Source organism: Pseudomonas putida (assembly GCF_050989985.1).
In the GTDB taxonomy this organism is placed as follows: Bacteria; Pseudomonadota; Gammaproteobacteria; order Pseudomonadales; family Pseudomonadaceae; genus Aquipseudomonas; species Aquipseudomonas putida_AI.
In genome coordinates this window covers 1,444,647-1,462,990 of record NZ_CP158815.1, presented here as the reverse complement: position 1 = coordinate 1,462,990, position 18,344 = coordinate 1,444,647, and the positions used below count along the sequence as shown (strand labels likewise).

Here is an 18,344-nt window from a genome sequence, read left to right as displayed (position 1 = left end):
TAAAGGAGTGCCCGTTCGCGGGTGGAAAACCGATGCTTTATCGCCGTTTTGAAAAGCTGATCGATATCTTCCGCGACGCCCCGACAGCCGCGCCGCCGAATCGGGTGTGGCCTTTCTATACCTATTACCTCAAGCAGGTCTGGCCCAGCTTCGCCGCCCTGCTGGTCGTCGGCCTGTTCGCCGCGCTGGTCGAAGTGGCGTTGTTCAGCTACCTGAGCCGCATCATCGACCTGGCCCAAGGCACACCTAACGCCGACTTTTTCAAGGAACACGGCCTCGAACTGACCTGGATGGTGGTGGTTGCACTCATCCTGCGTCCGGTGTTCGTCGGCCTGCATGACCTGCTGGTGCACCAGACCCTCAGCCCCAGCATGACCAGCATGATCCTCTGGCAAAACCACAGCTACGTGCTCAAGCAGAGCCTGAATTTTTTCCAGAACGACTTCGCCGGCCGTATTGCCCAGCGCATCATGCAAACCGGCAATTCCCTGCGCGACTCCGCCGTACAGGCGGTCGACGCACTGTGGCACGTGCTGATCTACGCCATCAGCTCGCTGGTGCTGTTCGCCGAAGCCGACTGGCGCCTGATGATCCCCCTGCTGACCTGGATCGCCTCGTTCATCGCTTCGCTTTATTACTTTGTGCCACGGGTCAAGGACCGTTCCGTGAGGTCCTCCGATGCGCGCTCCAAACTCATGGGGCGGATCGTCGACGGCTACACCAACATCACGACGTTGAAGCTGTTTGCCCACACCAACTACGAACAGCAATACGCCCGCGAAGCCATCAAGGAACAAACCGAAAAAGCGCAGATGGCCGGCCGTGTGGTCACCAGCATGGACGTGGTCATCACCAGCCTGAACGGCCTGCTGATCGTCTGCACCACCGGCCTGGCCCTGTGGCTGTGGAGCCAGTCGTTGATCAGCGTGGGCGCCATTGCCCTGGCCACCGGGCTGGTGATTCGCATCGTCAACATGTCGGGCTGGATCATGTGGGTGGTCACCGGCATCTTCGAAAACATCGGTATGGTGCAGGACGGCCTGCAGACCATTTCGCAACCGGTCAGCGTCACTGACCGCGACCAGGCCAAGCCGCTGGCAGTGGGCCGTGGCGAAGTGCGTTTTGAACATGTGGACTTCCACTACGGTAAACACAGCGGGGTCATCGGCGACCTCAACCTGACCATCAGGCCCGGTGAAAAAATCGGTCTGATCGGCCCGTCCGGCGCCGGCAAATCGACCCTGGTGAATCTGCTGTTACGGCTCTATGACGTGGAAAGCGGGTGCATTCTCATCGACGGCCAGAACATCGCCGACGTCAGCCAGGAAAGCCTGCGCGAACGCATTGGCATGATCACCCAGGACACCTCCCTGCTGCATCGCTCGATCCGCGACAACCTGCTTTACGGCAAACCCGACGCCACCGAAGCCGAACTCTGGGAGGCGGTTTACAAAGCCCGGGCCGACGGTTTCATTCCGACCCTGTCGGACGCCGAAGGCCGAATCGGCTTTGATGCCCATGTCGGCGAGCGCGGGGTGAAGCTCTCCGGCGGTCAGCGCCAGCGGATCGCCATTGCCCGGGTGCTGCTCAAGGACGCGCCGATCCTGATCATGGACGAAGCCACCTCGGCACTGGATTCGGAAGTCGAAGCGGCGATCCAGGAAAGCCTGGAAACCTTGATGCAGGGCAAGACCGTGATCGCCATCGCCCACCGGCTTTCCACCATCGCCCGGATGGACCGGCTGGTGGTACTGGAAAACGGCAAGATCGCCGAAACCGGCAGCCACGCCGAACTGTTGGCGCTGGGCGGTTTGTATGCGCGGTTGTGGCAGCATCAGACGGGTGGGTTTGTCGGGATCGATTGAGTTGCAGATCCTTGCCCATGTAGGAGCGAGCCTGCTCGCGATGGTCGTCAACGATGACGCGCAGTGCCTGACACCCCGTGGTGATCTCAGGTTCATCGCGAGCAAGGCTCGCTCCTACAGGGGCTAGTGTTCAGGATTGCCGATAAGGCAACGCCGTCCTCGCATCCTCGGCATAAGCCATCACCCCCACCCGCTCCTGCTGCAGGAAATCCTTGACCGCAGCCTTCAAACCCGGATGGCGCAGGTAATGCCAGGAATGGGTGATCACCGGCTCAAAGCCGCGAATCAATTTATGCTCACCCTGGGCACCGGCATCAAAACGCTGGAAACCATTGGCGATCGCGTAGTCCATGCCCTGATAGAAACAGGTCTCGAAGTGCAGGCGATCGAACTCCGCCAGGCATCCCCAATAACGACCGTAGAAACTGTCACTCCCCACCAGACTGAACGCCATCGCCACCGGACGTGAGCCTTGCTTGGCCAGCACCACGCGAATCGACTGCGGCATACGCTCGGCCAGCAGGCTGAAAAATTCCCGTGTCAGATAAGGCCTCTGCCGACGCACTGCATAGGTATTGGCGTAGCAGGCGTAGACAAAATCCCACTGCGCCTGGGTCAGTTGCCGCCCCTCCAGCCATTCGAAGTCAAAACCCTGCCCGGCCACTTGCTCGCGTTCCTTGCGCATCTGCTTGCGTTTGCGCGAGCTCAAGGCATCGAGGAAATCCTGGAAATCCCGATAGCCGCGGTTCTGCCAGTGGTACTGACAGCCGATGCGTTGCAGCCAGCCCGGCTGCTCGGCCAATGCGGCATCGGTGAAAGGATCGGTGAAGTTGATGTGAGCGCTGGAGAGTTGTTCGATCTCCAGATAACCCGGCAGGCTTTTGAGCAGCTCGAAACCGTCCTCGACACTGGCGGCCAACAGGCGCGGGCCGCTGACCGGGCTGAACGGCACGGCGGCCAGGAACTTGGGGTAGTAATCGATCCCGGCGCGCTCACAGGCATCGGCCCAGGCGTGGTCGAACACGTACTCGCCGTAGGAATGCCATTTGCGATAACCAGGCAATGCAGCGATCAGTCGATCGCCTTCGACATGCAGCAAATGCTCGGCTTGCCAGCCGGAATGAGCCCCCACGCTGCCACTGTCTTCCAGCGCACTCAGAAAGGCGTGACGCAGAAACGGTTGGTCCTCGGGCACCAGGGCATCCCATGTTCCAGAGGCAACTTCAGACAGACTTTGCAGGCGTTGCAACGGCATCACCATCCTCACTCATTCATGGTGTGAAAGCCCCGCGAGTATCGCTTATCGCCATCCATTGCACACCCGAAAATCGACGACAACGCTCTAGCTCAATAGTTCGCGACGACTCCATATCGTCATCGACATGCCATCACATTGCCACTGCTCTGTAATAAACCATCGCGATACTGGCGCCTGTTTTTAGAGCGCCGGGTTATACCCGGTCACTGTTTTCCGTCCATCAATGGTCGGTTGTGCCCTGGATGGCTCAAGCCATCCACTCTCATCTTCGGAGATTGATATGCGTCTTGCTTCCACGAAAACTGCGGCGGCCCTGTGCGGTGGCCTGCTGTTGGCCATGAGTGTTCCGGCCAGTGCCGCAGTCGACGCCAAACTGCTCGACATGCTCAAGGCTAACGGCTCGATTACCAACGCTCAGTACACCGAACTGCAAGCCGAACTGGCCCGTGATCAGAAAGAACAGCAGATCGCCCGCCAGGCTCAGCAAGAGACCAACGAGCAAATCGCAGCAACTGCGAAGAAAACCAATGAGCTGAGCACTTTCGACCAGAAGCTCGCCTGGGCTGCCAAGACCCAATTCAAGGGCGACGTGCGTTTCCGTCAGGAAACCGTGCAAAACGACGGCGTATCGAACAACAAAGACCAGAACCGCCAGCGCATTCGTGCCCGCCTGGGTGCCTACAGCGAAATCAACCCGCAAGTCGACACCGGTATCCGTATCGCCACCGGCAACAACGACGACCCTCGCTCCACCAACCAGAGCCTGGACAACTACTTCGACAAGAAGCAGATCTGGCTGGACCAGGGTTACGTCGACTACCACCCCGACGCGATCAAGAACCTGCACATCGTTGGCGGCAAGATGCCACAGCAATGGGTGAGCATGGGCGACATCATCTGGGATAGCGACATCAGCCCGGAAGGTCTGTCCCTCTCTTACAAGTACCCGCTGAGCGGCAGCACCGAACTGTTCGGCAGCGCCGGTCACTACACCCTCAAGGACAACGTCGACGGCGACGGTGTGCAGTTCAAACACGACCTGCGTCTGTACGCCGGTCAGTTGGGCGCACGCTTCGCTATCACCGATAACCTGAAAATGACCCTGGGTGGCAGCGTCTACGGCTACGACAACGATGACGACATCACTCCGGTTGCCGGCGTGATCCCGGGCCAACTGGCCATCAACGGCAACAGCCCGAACGAACAGTTCAAGCTGTATGAAGGCTTTGGTCAGCTCGACATCGGCGGCCTGGCAGTACCGCTCTCGCTGTACGGTCAGTACGTCAACAACAAGGATGCCAGCAACGACCAGGACACTGGCTGGCTGACTGGCGTGAAGACCAAGGTCTATGGCTTCGCCATCGACTACAACTACCGCGACGTGCAGCGTAACTCGGTGGTGGGTGCCTTCACCGACTCCGACTTCGCCAACGGTTTTACCGGTTCGCGCGGCAGCAAGCTGAAAGTGAGCTACGAGCTGGACAAAAACTTCGCTCTGGGCGCCACCTACTTCATGGCGACCTCCGACCAGACCAACGCCAGCATCAACAAGAAAGATTCGGACATCAACACCCTGCAACTGGATGCCGAAGCCAAGTTCTGATTCACCCGCTACACGACTCGGGCAAGGAAGCCCGAGCCGCCTTTACAGCCTGGCGTTGGTCTGACGGTCCCCATCATCCGTCCGGCAGATCAACGCGAGACTGTTTTATTACCCTCCTGCGATCCCCTCTCAAGTCAGCGAAGGTCTCAGACCCGCGCCTGACTCTTGCTCCAGTCGGTCAGAAGACTGTACGCCACCGCCAGCAATGTCGGCCCGATGAACAGGCCGATGAAGCCAAACGCAAGCAATCCGCCGAACACGCCCAGCAGCACAATCACCAGTGGCAGGTTCCCGCCGCGACTGATCAGGTAAGGCTTGAGCACGTTGTCCACGCCACTGATGATGAAAGTGCCCCAGATGCCGAGGAACGCCGCCATCCCGTATTCGCCTTTCCAGGCCAGCCAGGCCGTGGCCGGAATCCACACCAGCGGTGGCCCCATGGGAATCAGGCTGAGCATGAAGGTCACGATGCCGAGTACCAGGGCCCCCGGTACACCGGCAATCAGGAAGCCGATCAGCGCCAGGACCGCCTGGGCCGCAGCCGTACCGATCACCCCGTTCACCACCCGTTGCACGGTACCCGCCACCAATTCGATGTAATAACCGGCACGTTCGCCGATCAGGCGCTCCAGCAGGCTATGGACGAAAGCCGCCAGCCGCGGCCCGTCGCGATAGAAAAAGAACACGAAAACGATGCTCAGGGTCAGCTCGAGAACGCCACCGCCAATCTGTGCGCTGCGCGCCAGCAGCCAGTTACCGACCTGCCCGAGATAAGGTTTGAGCGACACCATCATGGCCGCGCCTTGCTGGTCGATGCTGTTCCAGATTTCCATCAGGCGCCTGCCCACCAACGGAATGCCACCCAGCCATTCGGGAGCTTCCGGCAGGCCATCGACCTGCACATCCTTGATGAACGCCGTGGCATCACGCACATGATCGGCCAGGTTGAACCCCAGCCAAACCAGGGGAGCCGCCACCAGTACCATCCAGCCCACGGTCAACACGGCGGCGGCCAGGGATTCGCGCCCATTGAACCAGCGGGTCAGCAGACGCATCAGCGGCCAACTGGCAAAGGCCAGTACAGCGCCCCAGAACAATGCCGACCAGAACGGCGCCATCACCCATACGCTCGCCCCGAACAGCACCAGAAGAAGGATCTGCACCAACATTCGATCGTTATTGATCATCCATTGTCCTGAAAAAAGCCGGGAGGAAAGTCCGCCCGCAAAAGAATAGGCGAACGCGCGGAACGCGTTCGCCTTTGATGGTTATCGCAGCAGCTGGAAGTGCAGGCCAGAGCCTTCGACGCTGCCGGTTTCCATTCGTGCCGCACGCACGCCCTGCCCGATCAGGGCCTGACGCCAGGCTTCGGCATTCGGTCCGGAAATACTGACCCGCAAGGTTGCGTCCAGGTTCAGGCCACGGGAAATCAGGCGTAGCCAGGTTTCATCCGATGCGTCGGTGAGCTTTGGGAAATCCAGTTCGCCGGTGCTCTTGAGTTCGCGCAACAAGGTGGCGGACGTTGGTCGCAAATCGCCCAACGGCGCCGAAGCCTCGAACTGTTCGACGTGCAGGTAGGCTTTGCGATTGCCACGGGTGATGCTGTAGAGCGCCACCAGCGTGTTGTCCTTCGGCGCCGCCAGGCGCAACAGCAGGTAAGCCTGCTCGTTATCGGAGCCGTAGAGTTTGGAGTTGCCGAACACTTCGTTGGCCCACAGGCTGCTTTCGCCGCAATCGCGGGCCTGGCACCAGAACAGCAACTGGGCCTCCTGCTTCTGCAAGGCTTCGCGGGCGGCGGTGAAGGCGTCGATGGCGGAGTGTTCTGGCGGCAGCTCGTAGGTCACCGAGGTAGCGTTGCCGCGGGCGTTGACCTGGCCGTCGAATCGCAGTTGGCCGCTGATCTTGCGGATAGAGCCGAGGGGATAAATCCGCTCCAGTTCCACAGCCGGGCGATAGTCGACGATCTGCGCATCGACCATGCGTGGCACGATCGGCAGATCCTGGCTGCCTGGAACATCGGCGGCAAACAACAAGGGACTGAAACTGAACAGCGCCAGCAGACTGAGAGATCGCATCGACTGACTCATTGGATCAGCATGGCGTGGGCGAACTTGACGACAGCAGCGTCATCGAAACTCAAGGCGCGGCCCCTGCAGGGTTGGCCGAGTTTCTCGAGCACGATTGAGACCTTGTGATCATTGAGGGGCGCAGCGGTGTACAGATCCATCATGGTTGTCTCCCATTTCCAGCCGCCCAGCCTCGACAGTTGCCCGGCGCAAGTCAAGGAATGGCGAAGAACCGATTGAAACAGTCTGCGACAAGATCGGCACCGTGCTCGTCATTCAGATGCAAATGATGGCCGCCTGGCAGCTGCTCACGGCTAAAGGGTAGACGCTCCAGCAATTCGGGATGTTTGGCGAGCATGCCGTCGGCGGCCACCACCAGTTTTGCAGGGCAAGCGATGCGCTGGACGAAGGCCATGGCCTGCTCGGTGGTAAGACGCAGCGGCGATGGCAGCGTGAGGCGGTTGTCGGTACGCCAGGTATAACCGCCAGGCACCGGCATCAGGCCACGTTGTGCCAGCAGTTCGGCGGCTTCACGGCTGACGGCCACCAGCCCTTTCATTCTTGCCTCGACTGCCCGTTCGAGGGTGTTGTAGACCGGCTTGCGTTTTTCCCGCAGGTCCAGCTGCGCCTGCAGGGCCATGCCCATGCGCTCGGCAGCGTTTTCGCCTTTGTCGGTAGGCGGGATCACGCCATCGATCAAGGCCAGATGAGTGACACGTTCCGGAAACGACCCGGCGATGATCAGGGATGCGATCGCCCCCATGGAGTGCCCCAACAGCGCGAATCGCTTGAGACCCAGTTGCTCGGCGACTTGCAGTACGTCGTGGGCGTAATCCCACATGGCATAGCCGGCACCGACCGGGCGGTGCCCGGAGTGACCGTGCCCGGCCATGTCCAGGGCAATGATGCGCAGGCCCTTAAGCTTCGGCGCCAGCCGGGCGAAGCTGTTGGCGTTATCGAGCCAGCCATGCAGGGCGATGACCGGCAAACCGTCTTCCGGGCCGAACAGGTGTGCCGCCAACTCGATATGCGGCAGGCTCAGGCGGACTTCTTCGACGACATGGCTCATGCGCAATCCTGTTGGCGACCGTCCCAGCGGCTGAACAGTTTTTTCAGCATCGCTGCCGTGTCCTGGGGGCGTTCGAGGGGAAACATATGGCCGCCGGGCATGGACAGCGCCTCGCCCTGCGGCATGCGCCCGACCGAGCTTGCGTGATGACGCATCACCACCCGGCTCTTGTGCCCGCGCACCACCGCCAATGGCACTTTCAATTGCCGGGGGCGGCCAGGGCTGGTGTGGGGTACGCCACGATAGATGCTGATTTCCGTAGCCGGGTCGAAGCGCAGGCGCAGCTTGTCACCGACCTGATGCAAACCGTGTTGCAGGTAGGCATCGAAACAATCCGGGTCGAAGCTACGAAACAGGGTCTTGCCGGCGAAATAGCGCCGGGCGCTGTCAAGGTCGGCGAACTCTTCCCGTCTTCCCAGCGTGCGGCCAGCCGGGGTCAATTTATCGATGAAACCGAAGCGCTTGGCGGCTCGGATGACCCATTGATCGGCGCGAGTCAGGACCGGCGAATCGAGCATGACCACCCCGCGATACAGCTCAGGGCAGCGCAACGCCGCGTGCAGGTGCAGTACGCCACCGAAGGAATGACCAACGCCCCACACGGGCTCCGATTGCTGGCGCAGGTGATGGATCAGCTCATCCACCAGGTTGTACCAGTTGTCGTCCGCCGGGAAACGCGGGTCATGGGCATGCTGCTCCAGATGCGTCACCTGATACTCGGGCGCCAGCGCCGCGAACAACTTGCCATAGGTGCCCGAAGGGAAACCGTTGGCGTGGGCGAAAAAAATCTGTTGCGACATAACCGGCAAATCCATGAGCGAGAACAGGCGTTGATTGTCCGTAAGACCACGTCCTGCGGCAATGACCGTAACTGACAGGAATAATGACAGTCCCGCCATGGTGATGACCGATCCCTGCCCTGTAGGAGCGAGCTCGCTCGCGATGGAGGCGCGGTCAACGCGGGGGTTCAGAAAGTTCGCGTTTTCGTTAACGACCATCGCGAGCGAGCTCGCTCCTACAGGTACGGGGCTCAACGCACTGGCGGATTCTCACCCAGCGGCACCACCGCCATGGTCAATCGCGACACGCAGCTGGCCTTGCCCTCGTCGCTGGTCAGGCGGATATCCCAGACGTGGGTGGTACGGCCAATGTGAATCGCCCTGGCCACCGCCGTCACCCGCCCGCTGCGCAAGCCGCGCAAATGGTTGGCGTTGATTTCCAGGCCAACGCAGTAAAACTTGCTGGCGTCGATGCACAGGAAGCTGGCCATGGAACCGACGGTCTCGGCCAGCACCACCGAGGCGCCGCCATGCAGCAGGCCATAGGGCTGGTGGGTGCGATGGTCGATGACCATGCTCGCGGTCAGGGATTCTTCATCGAAGGCTTCGAAACGAATGTCCAGCACTTCGCCGATGGTGTTTTTCTGGAATGCGTTCAACTGTTCGATGTTGGGAGTGGTGCGCCACAGACTCATCGCTGATTTTCCTTGTTGGTTTTATTCGTGACTCAATCCTGCCATAGCACCGCTTCGCCGCGCGCGCTCCATTCTTCGAAGCGCGATCCGTAGGCGGCTTCGATCACGTTGCGCTTGATCTTCAGCGTGGGTGTCAGAAAGCCGTTTTCCACCGCCCAACTGTCCTTGACCACCACCAGTTGCCGCAGGCGCTCATGTTTGTCGAGGGCGTTGTTGACCTCTTCCAGAAGCCTTTCCAGGCTTGAATGCAACCCGGCGCGCGCCTCCTGCTGCCCCACCGCCGATAGCACGCACAAGCCCAGTGGCGCGCTCAGGCCATCCCCCACCACGCACACCTGTTCGATGCGCGAATGCACCGCCAGGCGATTTTCGATGGGCGCGGGGGCCACGTACTTGCCTTTGCTGGTCTTGAAGATTTCCTTCAGACGTCCGGTCAGGCGCAGGTTGCCTTCAGCGTCCTCCTCACCTTTGTCACCGGTGCGCAGGAAGCCGTCTTCGGTGATGGTCTCAGCGGTTTTCTGCGGTTCCTTGAAATACCCGAGCATTGTCGCGTGGCTACGTACCTGCACCTCGCCCGAGTCGTCGATTCGCACTTCAACTTCAGGGCATGGCTTGCCGATCCATCCTTCCTTGTACTGGCCCGGCAGGCAAATGTGCGAGTAACCGCAGCTTTCGGTCATGCCATAAACCTCCAGCACGTCGAGCCCGAGTTTCTGATACCAGCGCAACAAGGTCAGTGGCACTGGCGCCGCACCGGACAAGGCCACCCGCAAAGCATCCAGCCCCAGCCCGGCCAGCACTTTGTGACCGACCCGCTTGCCGATGATCGGCAGGCCCAGCAGGAAATCGAGACGTTTTGCCGGGATCTTGCTGTACACGCCCATCTGGAACTTGGTCCAGATACGAGGCACGCCAAACAGTGCCGTCGGCCGCGCGCGGCGCAAGTCGGTCAGGAAGGTGTCGAGGCTTTCGGCAAAGAATACGGTTTGGCCGGTGTAGATAGCCGCCAATTCGACGAACATGCGCTCAGCGACGTGACACAGCGGCAAATAGGACAGCAATCGATCCGACTCATTCAGGCCGAACAATTGCGTGCCACGGGAAGTGGCGAACCCCAGGTTGCCGAAGCTGTGCATCACGCCCTTAGGCATGCCAGTGGTGCCGGAGGTGTAGATGATGGTCGCCAGTTGATCGGCGCCTGGCCGGGGATCGTCTTGAATGGGCGAGCTGCGTTGCAGATCGTCCCAGCTGAAATCGAACTCACCTGGCGGATGCAGCGGCAGGCTGATGGTCACAAGGTCAGGGCTGACCCCGCGGGACATGCCGGGCCAGTCATCAAGTTTGCCTATAAAGGCCAGCGCCGCTTCCGAATGCTCCAGCACCTGGGCCACGGATTCGGCCGTCAGGTTCGGGTACAGCGGCACCGAAACGTGCCCCGCCATCCAGATCGCCAGGTCGGCAATGATCCAGTGCGCGCAGTTTTTTGAAATCAGGGCGATATGACTGCCTTGGGGCAATTCGCGGGACCGCAACCAGTGCGCCGCGCAGCGGGCCTGATGAGCCACATCGGCCCAGGTCAGGGTCTCGACCTGACCGCCGCCGATGGGCTGGACCATGAAGCGCTGACGGGGATGGCGAGCTTCACGCTCGTAGAACACGTCCAGCGGCAAACGAAAAGCAGCAGACATGCGACTCGCTCCTTTGTTTTTGTTGTGGAGCAAGCGTAGCCAACCAAGCAAGTGCTTGGTTAGCTATTTCATACATTTTTTAAACGACGCTATCCCTGCAGGAGCATGGCTTGCCCGCGATGGCGATCTTGAGCGCGCCATCGCGGGCAAGCCATGCTCCTACAAAAGCGAAGAGGTTTACGGGTGCTTGATGCTGTTGAGCTTCATCGATCCGATCAGCAGTTCCTCGCCCTTCAATTCGGCCAGGCCGGCGGTGCTGACCTTTTCCGGTGGATGCCCGGCGCCATGCTGCAGGTAGCTCAGCAGGTTGCCCACCAACGGGTTGTGGCTGACCAGCAGGACATTGCTGACCGACACCAGTTGCTCGGCCACCTTGTCCGGATCGGTTTCCGGGGTCAGCCAATCGACGGTACGGATCTCCGGCTCGAAGCCCAGGGCATCACGCACCAGTTGCGCGGTCTGCTGCGCTCGCAAATAAGGACTGGAATAGATCGCGGTGACAGGCTGTCCGATCAACCGGGCAGCACTGCGCAGCACTTCTTCACGACCATGGTCGGTCAACGCCCGCTGTGAATCGTGGGGCTGAGAACCGTGTGGTTCGGCTTCACCATGACGCAATACCCAGAGTTTCATAGCTTGGGTTCCTCATCTCGGGCCGGATGCGGGGCTGGCGCCACGACGTGCGGTGCCTCACCTTCCGGCGTACGCGGCGCAGGCCAATCGGCGAACGGCCAAGGCTTCTGGTCGCTGTGAAAACTGCCGAACCGACCGATCTGGGCCAGGAACTGGCTCAGACTGTCGCCGAAATTCATCAGGCTGGCGCTCGGGGCGCCATAGAACAAACGATAGATCAACTGCACCAGCACAACGGCGCCCAGGATGAACTGCGCTACTTGCCAGACCAGCACAAACACGATCATCCACAGCACTCGCAACAGAATGGACTCGTATTTGGCTTCCACTTTTTGATCGCTCATGTCTCGCTCCGTTCCTGTTAATTAGAGGGCTCAGTTGAAACCGCTGGTGGAAATGAAGTCGACATCGGTCTTCGGCTCGCCGCGCATCAGCAGCCCGATCACCTGCTCAAGCGTGCGCCCTTCGAACAGAATCGCGTGCAATCCGGCGACCAGCGGCATGTAGACCCCCACTTCCTGCGCCTTGGCCTTGAGCACCTTGAGGGTATTCACGCCTTCGGCGACTTCGCCCAGGCGATTGACCGCCTCTTCCAGGCTCAGGCCCTGACCGAGGGCGAACCCGACCTGGTAATTCCGGCTTTTCGGCGACGAACAGGTGACGATCAAATCGCCCACGCCCGCAAGTCCCAGGAAGGTCATCGGATTGGCGCCCTGATTCACCGCGAAGCGGGTCATCTCCGCCAGCGCCCGGGTGATCAGCATGCTCTTGGTGTTTTCGCCCATGTTCAGGGCGACCGCCATGCCGGCGATGATCGCGTAGCAGTTCTTGAGCGCGCCGCCCAGTTCGACGCCAAAACGGTCGGCGCTGGCGTACACGCGGAACGTACGGCCGTGCAGTACGGCTTGTACCCGCTCGCAGAGTGCTTCGTCTTCGCTGGCGACCACGGTGGCCGTCAGCGCGTGCTCGGCGATTTCACGGGCCAGGTTCGGCCCGGACAACACGCCGATGCGCGCCTGCGGGGCGATCTCTTCGAGGATCTGGCTCATGAGCTTGAAGGTGTGGGCTTCGATGCCCTTGGTCAGGCTCACCAGCATTTTGCCGCGCAGCCGCTCGGCGTGCGGCGCCAGCACCGATCGCAGCGCGCTGGAGGGCAGCGCGACGAAGTTCAGGTCGCAGGCTTCGAGGGTGGCTTGCAGGTCTGTCACCGGGGTCACGCCCGGCAAAACCTTGATGCCTTTGAGATAACGCGGGTTCTCGCGATTGACCCGAATGGCTTCCGCCTGTTCCGGATCACGCATCCACTGCAGGACCTGATGTCCGTTTTCGGCCAGCAGGTTAGCCACGGCGGTACCAAAACTTCCGCCTCCCAGAACCGCAATCGGGCGCTGTTCAGTCATATGCAATCCGTTAATCCATACCAGTGGCGATGTCGGCATTATACGGAGCGCCCCGGTGGCGGCCAGTCCCCGGATCAATTACCGCTGCAGAACCGATTAAGCTCAATAAAACCGTGGAAAGTGCCGACATCGTGACTGGAAATATGACCCCGCTCGGTTAACATGCGCGCCATCTGTCAATAACAAGGATGTGTTGTGTCGCTGGATTCACCCTCGCCCCGCTCCCCCCTGGTACTGGCGCTGTTCCTCAGCTCGCCGGTACTGGCTGACGACTTGTTTCTCGACAGTGATCCGTTGCCACAAGTGCTGACGGCCACACGCCTGAAACAGTCGCCGGCGGCGGTGCCGGGAAGCATGACGGTGATCGACAACACCTTGATTACCGCCAGCGGCGCCCGAGACATCAGCGAAGTGCTGCGGCTGGTGCCCGGCATGATGGTCGGCAACATCAGCGGAAATCAGGCCTCGGTGAACTACCACGGGACCAATGCCACCCAGGCGCGACGCATGCAGGTACTGATCGATGGTCGTTCGGTCTATCGCGCAGGCCTTTCCACCGTGGACTGGAGTGATATTCCAGTGGCCATGGAGGATATCGAGCGGATCGAGGTTTTCCGTGGTCCCAACACCGTCAGCTATGGCGCCAACGCATTGATGGCAGTAGTCAACATCATCACGCGCAACCCGGCGGACAGCCACGGTACGCGGATGAAGGTCACGCGCGGCCAGCGCGGCATCGACGACTTCTATGCCAGCCAGGGCGTGGGTTGGGATGACGGTGATTTGCGCTTATCCCTTTCCGGGCAGCAGGACGACGGTTTCGACACCGACCGCAATGGTGCCGATTACCGCGACAGCCGCCGCTTGAACCGCTTCAATCTGGCCGTCAGCCAGACCCTCGACGAACGGCAGAGCATCGATTGGCAATTGAACGCCAAGGAAGGCAGCAACCAGCGCCCCTATACCTACCGTCCGGTGTTCTCAGGGATTACCAGCACCGGGAACAATTCCGACGTCAGCGCCAAGGACTACGCCGGTTCGCTGCGCTGGAACCTCGACATCAACCCCGATCACAGCCTGTACATTCAGGGCTCGGCCCAGCATTGGGACCGCCAGCAGACCTGGCGCGCCTGTGACGCCGAGGTATCGTTCAGCCCGCAACTGACACAGCTCTGGCAGCTCAACCCGAACTACACCGAGCGTCTGGCGCGCAACATCGAGCGCTTCATTGGCCCCGGTGCGCCCGCGGGCGATCCGGCCCAACAGGCATTGGCCAACCAGGTCCTCGACCAGTGGGGCAACGGCACCAGCCAGACGGTTTGCGGCAACATCGACCAAAGCACCCGGGAATCACGCTACGACCTTGAATTGCAGGACACCCTGAGCCTGTCCGACAGCCTGCGGCTGGTCAGCGGCTTGAATTACCGATACGACCGGGCGGACTCCGAAACCTACTTCAATGGCACCCTCGACGACACCACCTGGCGGGCGTTCGGCCAACTCGAATGGCGCGCCAGCGAGCACTGGTTGTTGCAGGGCGGAGCCATGTTCGAAGACACCCGGTTGATTGGCAGTTCGCTGACCCCACGGGTGGCGGTCAATTACCTGATCAACCCGCGCCACGGCTTGCGCGCGGTGTATTCCGAAGCTATCCGTTCGCCGGACATGTTCGAGAACAGCGTCAACTGGAGTTACCAGGTCACCAATCTGCGACCGGCGGCCTATGGCCAGTCCAGCGCCCGCTATTTCGTCAGTACCCGCGGCCCCGGCGACCTCGATCAAGAACACATGCGCTCCCGGGAACTGGGTTACAACGGCTACTTCGCCGAATGGGGGCTGGCAGTCGATGTGAAGCTGTTCTACGACGAAATCACCGGCATGATCAGCGAACCGCTGCGCAACAATCAGTTCATTGCCAGCAACGCCAACACCGCACGCTTTTCCGGCGCCGAAACCCAGCTCGACTGGCGAGTCGGCGAGAATGATCGTCTGCGCCTGACCTACGCCTATGTCGATGCCGACGCGAGTAATCCCCAGGATGCACAACAGACCGCACGAAACAGCGGTTCCGCTGGCTGGCTGCGCGATTGGGGCCATGGCTGGAACAGCGCCCTCTTCTACTATGGCGACGATGCCCTCAACGGTTATCGCTTCGAACGCGTCGACACGCGCATCGCCAAACGCATCGGCCTGGGCAAGTCCAGCCTGGAACTGGCCGGAGTGATCCAGCAACGCCTGGATCATCAGCCCACCACCTTCGTCGACAACAACTACGACGAACGCCGGGTCATGTATTTCAGCGCGGAGCTGGCGTTTTAAGATGGTTCATTGTCCGGCGCGCAACAGGACAGGTGTCTGGCACCTGCTGGCCGTGCTGTGCCTGGCAATCAGCGGCTGGCTGAGCAGCCTGCCGGCCAACGCGGCTGACATCCTGTTGACCGGCGTCGAAGACAGCCCCAGCGTGCAATCCTTCGTGCAGGCTCTGCGCGAATTGCGCCCAGGTGATCAGGTGCGTTTCCAGCCGCTGGCCGACTTGCCAGCGCCAGCGGCACTTGCACCCGATATCCGCTTGATTCTCCTCGACCTGCCAAGCCTCGACTGGCGCCTGCAAAGCGATCAAGGCCCGGCGACGCTGGTGTTGCGCATCAGTCGCCTGCAAGCACGACAACGCCTTGGCGAAACGCACCCTTCTTATCTCAGCCTGCTGTGGAGCGATCCACCGCTCGAGCGCCAGTTGCAGCTGACCCGGACGTTGCTGCCCCAGGCCAGACGGATCGGCGTGCTGTACGACGATCACAGCGAGTTTCTGCTGACAGAGCTGCGCCGGGCCGCTCATCCCCTGGGCTTCGAGGTGGTGACCCAGCGCTGGGACAACACCCACGACAGCCGTCCCTTGCAAACCTTGCTGAACCGCAGCGATGTGCTGCTGGGCCTGGATGACCCTGACCTGTACAACCCGAAAACGGCAAAAAACCTGCTGCTGAGCAGCTATTCGCGACAGTTGGCGTTGATCGGCCCCAATGCCGGGTTCGTCCGGGCTGGTAGTCTGGCCAGCACCTACAGCGATCAGGACGACTGGCTGGCCATTCTCGATGACCTGCTCGACCAGCCACCGGCAACCTGGCCACGCACTTACTATCCGCCGCGCTTCAAGGTTTCAAGTAACTCGCAGGTGGCTCGTTCCTTAGGTATTGAACAGATAAACGAAACCTCTGTCGCAACACTGTTGGCTGAAAGAGAACGCCGCCCATGACTTTCCGTCGCCGCTGGGACATCAATACCCGGACCCAGCTCATCAGCCTCGGCCCCGCCCTGCTGCTGACACTGCTGCTGATCAGCTTCTTTACCTTCGTGCGGATCCAGGACTTGCGCCAGGAGCTCAACCACACCGGCCAGTTGATCGCCAACCAACTGGCTCCGGCTACCGAATATGGTGTGATTTCCGGCAACAACGAAGTGCTGGAAACGTTGCTCAAGGCGACGCTGGCCACGCCCAACGTGCGCTTTCTGGAAATCCAGGACAACGCCAACCGGATTCTGGTGTATGTCGAGCAACCCTCGGCCAACCACAATCGCCCGCATCAGGTCGAAGTGTTCCAGGCGCCGGTGCGCTTGCAACGAATCGCGCTGCACAATGATTTTTTCCAGGGCAGTACCGCCACCAGTTCCGCTCCCGCCGAGGACTACCTGGGCCGGGTAATCGTTGGCCTGTCCAGCGACGCGTTCAGCCAACGCCAGCAGGAGATCCTGCTAAAGGCCGGGATTCTGGCGCTGTTCGCCCTGCTCTTTACCTTTGTGCTGGCACGGCGCCTGGCCGGGAGCCTGTCGCAGCCGATCCGCGACATCGGCAATGCGGTCAAGGCGATCCAGGAAGGCCACTACAAAACACCGCTTCCCATTGTCGACGACACTGAACTGGGCGCCCTGTCACAACACATCAATAACCTGGCGAAGGGTCTCGAACAGGCCAGCCGTGAACAGCAACAAGCCATGGCGCAACTGATCCAGACCCGTGAAGAAGCGGAAAAGGCCAACAACGCCAAATCCGATTTCCTGGCCATGATGAGCCATGAGCTGCGCACGCCGATGAATGGCGTGCTGGGCATGCTGCAATTGCTGGAAACCACCGAGATGACCCCGGAACAGGTCGAATACGCGGCGCTGGCGTCGGAGTCCACCGAACATCTGCTCAAGGTCATCAACGATATTCTGGATTTCTCGCGCATCGAGCGTTCGGAACTGGAGCTGGAGCACATTCCGTTCAACCTCGCCGACCTGATCGGTGCCTGCGCCCAGTCCTTCCACCACAGCGCCGCACAACGCAGGCTCGATCTGCAATTGCTGATCCCGGAGGACATGAAGGGCTTGCAGGTCCAGGGCGATCCGACGCGGATCCGGCAGATTCTGGTGAACCTGATTGGCAACGCGCTGAAGTTCACCGAACAGGGACGCGTCTCCATCGAGCCGCAGTGGCAATCCCTGGATCACGAATTGTTGTGGTTCACCTGCAGCGTGCGTGACAGCGGGATCGGCATTGCACCCGAGAGCCTGGAATTGATGTTCAACGCGTTCCAGCAGGCCGACAGTTCTATTTCAAGACGTTACGGCGGCACCGGCCTTGGCCTGCCCATTGCTCGCACCCTGGCCGAACGCATGGGCGGCACCCTGCGTGCCCAGAGCGAAGAAGGCCGCGGCTCGGTGTTCACCCTGGAAATTCCGCTGGCCCTCTATCAACAACCATTGCCATCACTGACGCCACGCACGCCGACGGGCAATGGTGACGGTGAAGGCCGCAATGTGTTGCTGGTCGAAGACAACCCGGTGAACCAGACTGTCATCGAAGCCATGTTGCGCAGTCTCGGTTTTACCGTCAGCGTCGCCACCGATGGCGCCCAGGCCGTGCTGAGTGCCGAGAGCCTGATGTTTGAAGCGATTCTGATGGACTGCCGTCTGCCAGTCGTCGACGGCTACGAAGCCACCCGGCAGATTCGCCGGCTACCCGGCTGCAATCACTTGCCTATTATTGCCCTGACCGCCAATGCCCTGCAGGGTGATCGCGAAGCCTGTCTGTCGGCGGGGATGAACGATTATCTGGCCAAGCCCTTCAAACGTACCGACCTGCAGCAAATTCTGCAGCGCTGGGTGCAGTAGTACAGGCCTTTCGAGCATCTGCGACTGGCGTGAAAGGCGAAAGTGCGGCAGTCTTAGGCACCCGAACAGGCCCGAAAAGGGGCTTGAATAAAAATTTCAGTGCACAAGTGTACATTCATGTCCTTGGTGCTGTGACT

General features: G+C 60.6%; 16 protein-coding genes. 5 read left to right on the top strand and 11 right to left on the bottom strand.

Going from position 1 to position 18,344, the window contains the following annotated elements:
• Positions 1-32 precede the first annotated feature (32 nt).
• A complete protein-coding gene (locus tag ABTV29_RS07015; RefSeq protein WP_433769418.1) occupies positions 33-1,865 on the top strand; it encodes an ABC transporter ATP-binding protein in 1,833 nt (610 codons plus the stop codon).
• A gap of 130 nt (positions 1,866-1,995) precedes the next feature.
• Here the strand turns inward: ABTV29_RS07015 and ABTV29_RS07010 are convergent, their stop codons facing one another.
• The gene (locus tag ABTV29_RS07010) at positions 1,996-3,120 is read right to left on the bottom strand and encodes a GNAT family N-acetyltransferase (protein WP_433769417.1); all 1,125 of its coding nucleotides are present in this window, start codon (positions 3,118-3,120) and stop codon (positions 1,996-1,998) included.
• Positions 3,121-3,403: 283 nt separating this feature from the next.
• Between ABTV29_RS07010 and ABTV29_RS07005 the strand changes: the two genes are divergently transcribed.
• Positions 3,404-4,726 carry a putative porin gene (locus tag ABTV29_RS07005; RefSeq protein WP_433769416.1) on the top strand — a complete coding sequence of 441 codons (1,323 nt, stop codon included), beginning with the start codon at positions 3,404-3,406 and terminating at the stop codon, positions 4,724-4,726.
• A 146-nt stretch (positions 4,727-4,872) separates the two neighbouring features.
• On the opposite strand, the gene ABTV29_RS07000 is transcribed toward ABTV29_RS07005, so the two are convergent.
• The 10 genes from ABTV29_RS07000 to ABTV29_RS06955 form a co-directional block, all read right to left on the bottom strand.
• Complete coding sequence (locus ABTV29_RS07000) at positions 4,873-5,913, bottom strand: AI-2E family transporter (protein ID WP_433769415.1); 1,041 nt, start codon at positions 5,911-5,913, stop codon at positions 4,873-4,875.
• A gap of 81 nt (positions 5,914-5,994) precedes the next feature.
• Positions 5,995-6,801: a DUF4892 domain-containing protein gene (locus ABTV29_RS06995; RefSeq protein WP_433769414.1), complete on the bottom strand. Its 807-nt coding sequence runs from the start codon at positions 6,799-6,801 to the stop codon at positions 5,995-5,997.
• 8 nt (positions 6,802-6,809) lie between these two features.
• Positions 6,810-6,956, bottom strand: a complete 147-nt coding sequence (locus ABTV29_RS06990; protein WP_433769413.1) for a hypothetical protein — start codon at positions 6,954-6,956, stop codon at positions 6,810-6,812.
• A gap of 50 nt (positions 6,957-7,006) precedes the next feature.
• The gene (locus ABTV29_RS06985) at positions 7,007-7,861 is read right to left on the bottom strand and encodes an alpha/beta hydrolase (RefSeq protein WP_433769412.1); all 855 of its coding nucleotides are present in this window, start codon (positions 7,859-7,861) and stop codon (positions 7,007-7,009) included.
• The gene (locus tag ABTV29_RS06980) at positions 7,858-8,661 is read right to left on the bottom strand and encodes an alpha/beta fold hydrolase (protein ID WP_433769411.1); all 804 of its coding nucleotides are present in this window, start codon (positions 8,659-8,661) and stop codon (positions 7,858-7,860) included. The genes ABTV29_RS06985 and ABTV29_RS06980 overlap by 4 nt, the downstream gene beginning before the upstream one ends.
• Positions 8,662-8,891: 230 nt before the next feature.
• The gene (locus ABTV29_RS06975) at positions 8,892-9,335 is read right to left on the bottom strand and encodes a hotdog fold thioesterase (RefSeq protein ID WP_433769410.1); all 444 of its coding nucleotides are present in this window, start codon (positions 9,333-9,335) and stop codon (positions 8,892-8,894) included.
• Between the two features lie 32 nt (positions 9,336-9,367).
• The gene (locus ABTV29_RS06970; RefSeq protein WP_433769409.1) at positions 9,368-11,023 is read right to left on the bottom strand and encodes an AMP-binding protein; all 1,656 of its coding nucleotides are present in this window, start codon (positions 11,021-11,023) and stop codon (positions 9,368-9,370) included.
• Positions 11,024-11,200: 177 nt separating this feature from the next.
• Positions 11,201-11,656: a phosphohistidine phosphatase SixA gene (gene sixA, locus ABTV29_RS06965; RefSeq protein WP_433769408.1), complete on the bottom strand. Its 456-nt coding sequence runs from the start codon at positions 11,654-11,656 to the stop codon at positions 11,201-11,203.
• The gene (locus ABTV29_RS06960) at positions 11,653-12,000 is read right to left on the bottom strand and encodes a DUF4389 domain-containing protein (RefSeq protein WP_433769407.1); all 348 of its coding nucleotides are present in this window, start codon (positions 11,998-12,000) and stop codon (positions 11,653-11,655) included. Before ABTV29_RS06960 ends, sixA begins: the two co-directional genes overlap by 4 nt.
• 30 nt (positions 12,001-12,030) lie before the next feature.
• Entirely contained in the window at positions 12,031-13,056 is a 1,026-nt protein-coding gene (locus tag ABTV29_RS06955; RefSeq protein ID WP_433769406.1) for an NAD(P)H-dependent glycerol-3-phosphate dehydrogenase, read from the bottom strand.
• A gap of 195 nt (positions 13,057-13,251) precedes the next feature.
• Between ABTV29_RS06955 and ABTV29_RS06950 the strand changes: the two genes are divergently transcribed.
• Genes ABTV29_RS06950 through ABTV29_RS06940 form a run of 3 tightly spaced genes read left to right on the top strand, consistent with a single transcriptional unit; the run spans position 13,252 to position 18,207 of the window.
• Complete coding sequence (locus ABTV29_RS06950; RefSeq protein WP_433769405.1) at positions 13,252-15,375, top strand: TonB-dependent receptor plug domain-containing protein; 2,124 nt, start codon at positions 13,252-13,254, stop codon at positions 15,373-15,375.
• Position 15,376: 1 nt separating this feature from the next.
• Positions 15,377-16,309, top strand: coding sequence for an ABC transporter substrate-binding protein (locus ABTV29_RS06945; protein ID WP_433769404.1), 933 nt, complete (start codon positions 15,377-15,379; stop codon positions 16,307-16,309).
• Positions 16,306-18,207, top strand: coding sequence for an ATP-binding protein (locus ABTV29_RS06940; protein ID WP_433769403.1), 1,902 nt, complete (start codon positions 16,306-16,308; stop codon positions 18,205-18,207). Before ABTV29_RS06945 ends, ABTV29_RS06940 begins: the two co-directional genes overlap by 4 nt.
• The last annotated feature ends 137 nt before the right edge of the window (positions 18,208-18,344 follow it).

Bases quoted from the DNA above. Each gene is read 5' to 3' on its own strand.
- ABTV29_RS06990 (WP_433769413.1), bottom strand. From the start codon at position 6,956: ATGATGGATCTGTACACCGCTGCGCCCCTCAATGATCACAAGGTCTCA.
- ABTV29_RS06985 (WP_433769412.1), bottom strand. From the start codon at position 7,861: ATGAGCCATGTCGTCGAAGAAGTCCGCCTGAGCCTGCCGCATATCGAG.
- ABTV29_RS06960 (WP_433769407.1), bottom strand. From the start codon at position 12,000: ATGAGCGATCAAAAAGTGGAAGCCAAATACGAGTCCATTCTGTTGCGA.
- ABTV29_RS07005 (WP_433769416.1), top strand. From the start codon at position 3,404: ATGCGTCTTGCTTCCACGAAAACTGCGGCGGCCCTGTGCGGTGGCCTG.
- ABTV29_RS06995 (WP_433769414.1), bottom strand. From the start codon at position 6,801: ATGCGATCTCTCAGTCTGCTGGCGCTGTTCAGTTTCAGTCCCTTGTTG.
- ABTV29_RS06940 (WP_433769403.1), top strand. From the start codon at position 16,306: ATGACTTTCCGTCGCCGCTGGGACATCAATACCCGGACCCAGCTCATC.
- ABTV29_RS06980 (WP_433769411.1), bottom strand. From the start codon at position 8,661: ATGTCGCAACAGATTTTTTTCGCCCACGCCAACGGTTTCCCTTCGGGC.
- ABTV29_RS07000 (WP_433769415.1), bottom strand. From the start codon at position 5,913: ATGATCAATAACGATCGAATGTTGGTGCAGATCCTTCTTCTGGTGCTG.
- ABTV29_RS06955 (WP_433769406.1), bottom strand. From the start codon at position 13,056: ATGACTGAACAGCGCCCGATTGCGGTTCTGGGAGGCGGAAGTTTTGGT.
- ABTV29_RS06945 (WP_433769404.1), top strand. From the start codon at position 15,377: ATGGTTCATTGTCCGGCGCGCAACAGGACAGGTGTCTGGCACCTGCTG.
- ABTV29_RS06975 (WP_433769410.1), bottom strand. From the start codon at position 9,335: ATGAGTCTGTGGCGCACCACTCCCAACATCGAACAGTTGAACGCATTC.
- ABTV29_RS06970 (WP_433769409.1), bottom strand. From the start codon at position 11,023: ATGTCTGCTGCTTTTCGTTTGCCGCTGGACGTGTTCTACGAGCGTGAA.
- ABTV29_RS07010 (WP_433769417.1), bottom strand. From the start codon at position 3,120: ATGCCGTTGCAACGCCTGCAAAGTCTGTCTGAAGTTGCCTCTGGAACA.
- sixA (WP_433769408.1), bottom strand. From the start codon at position 11,656: ATGAAACTCTGGGTATTGCGTCATGGTGAAGCCGAACCACACGGTTCT.
- ABTV29_RS07015 (WP_433769418.1), top strand. From the start codon at position 33: ATGCTTTATCGCCGTTTTGAAAAGCTGATCGATATCTTCCGCGACGCC.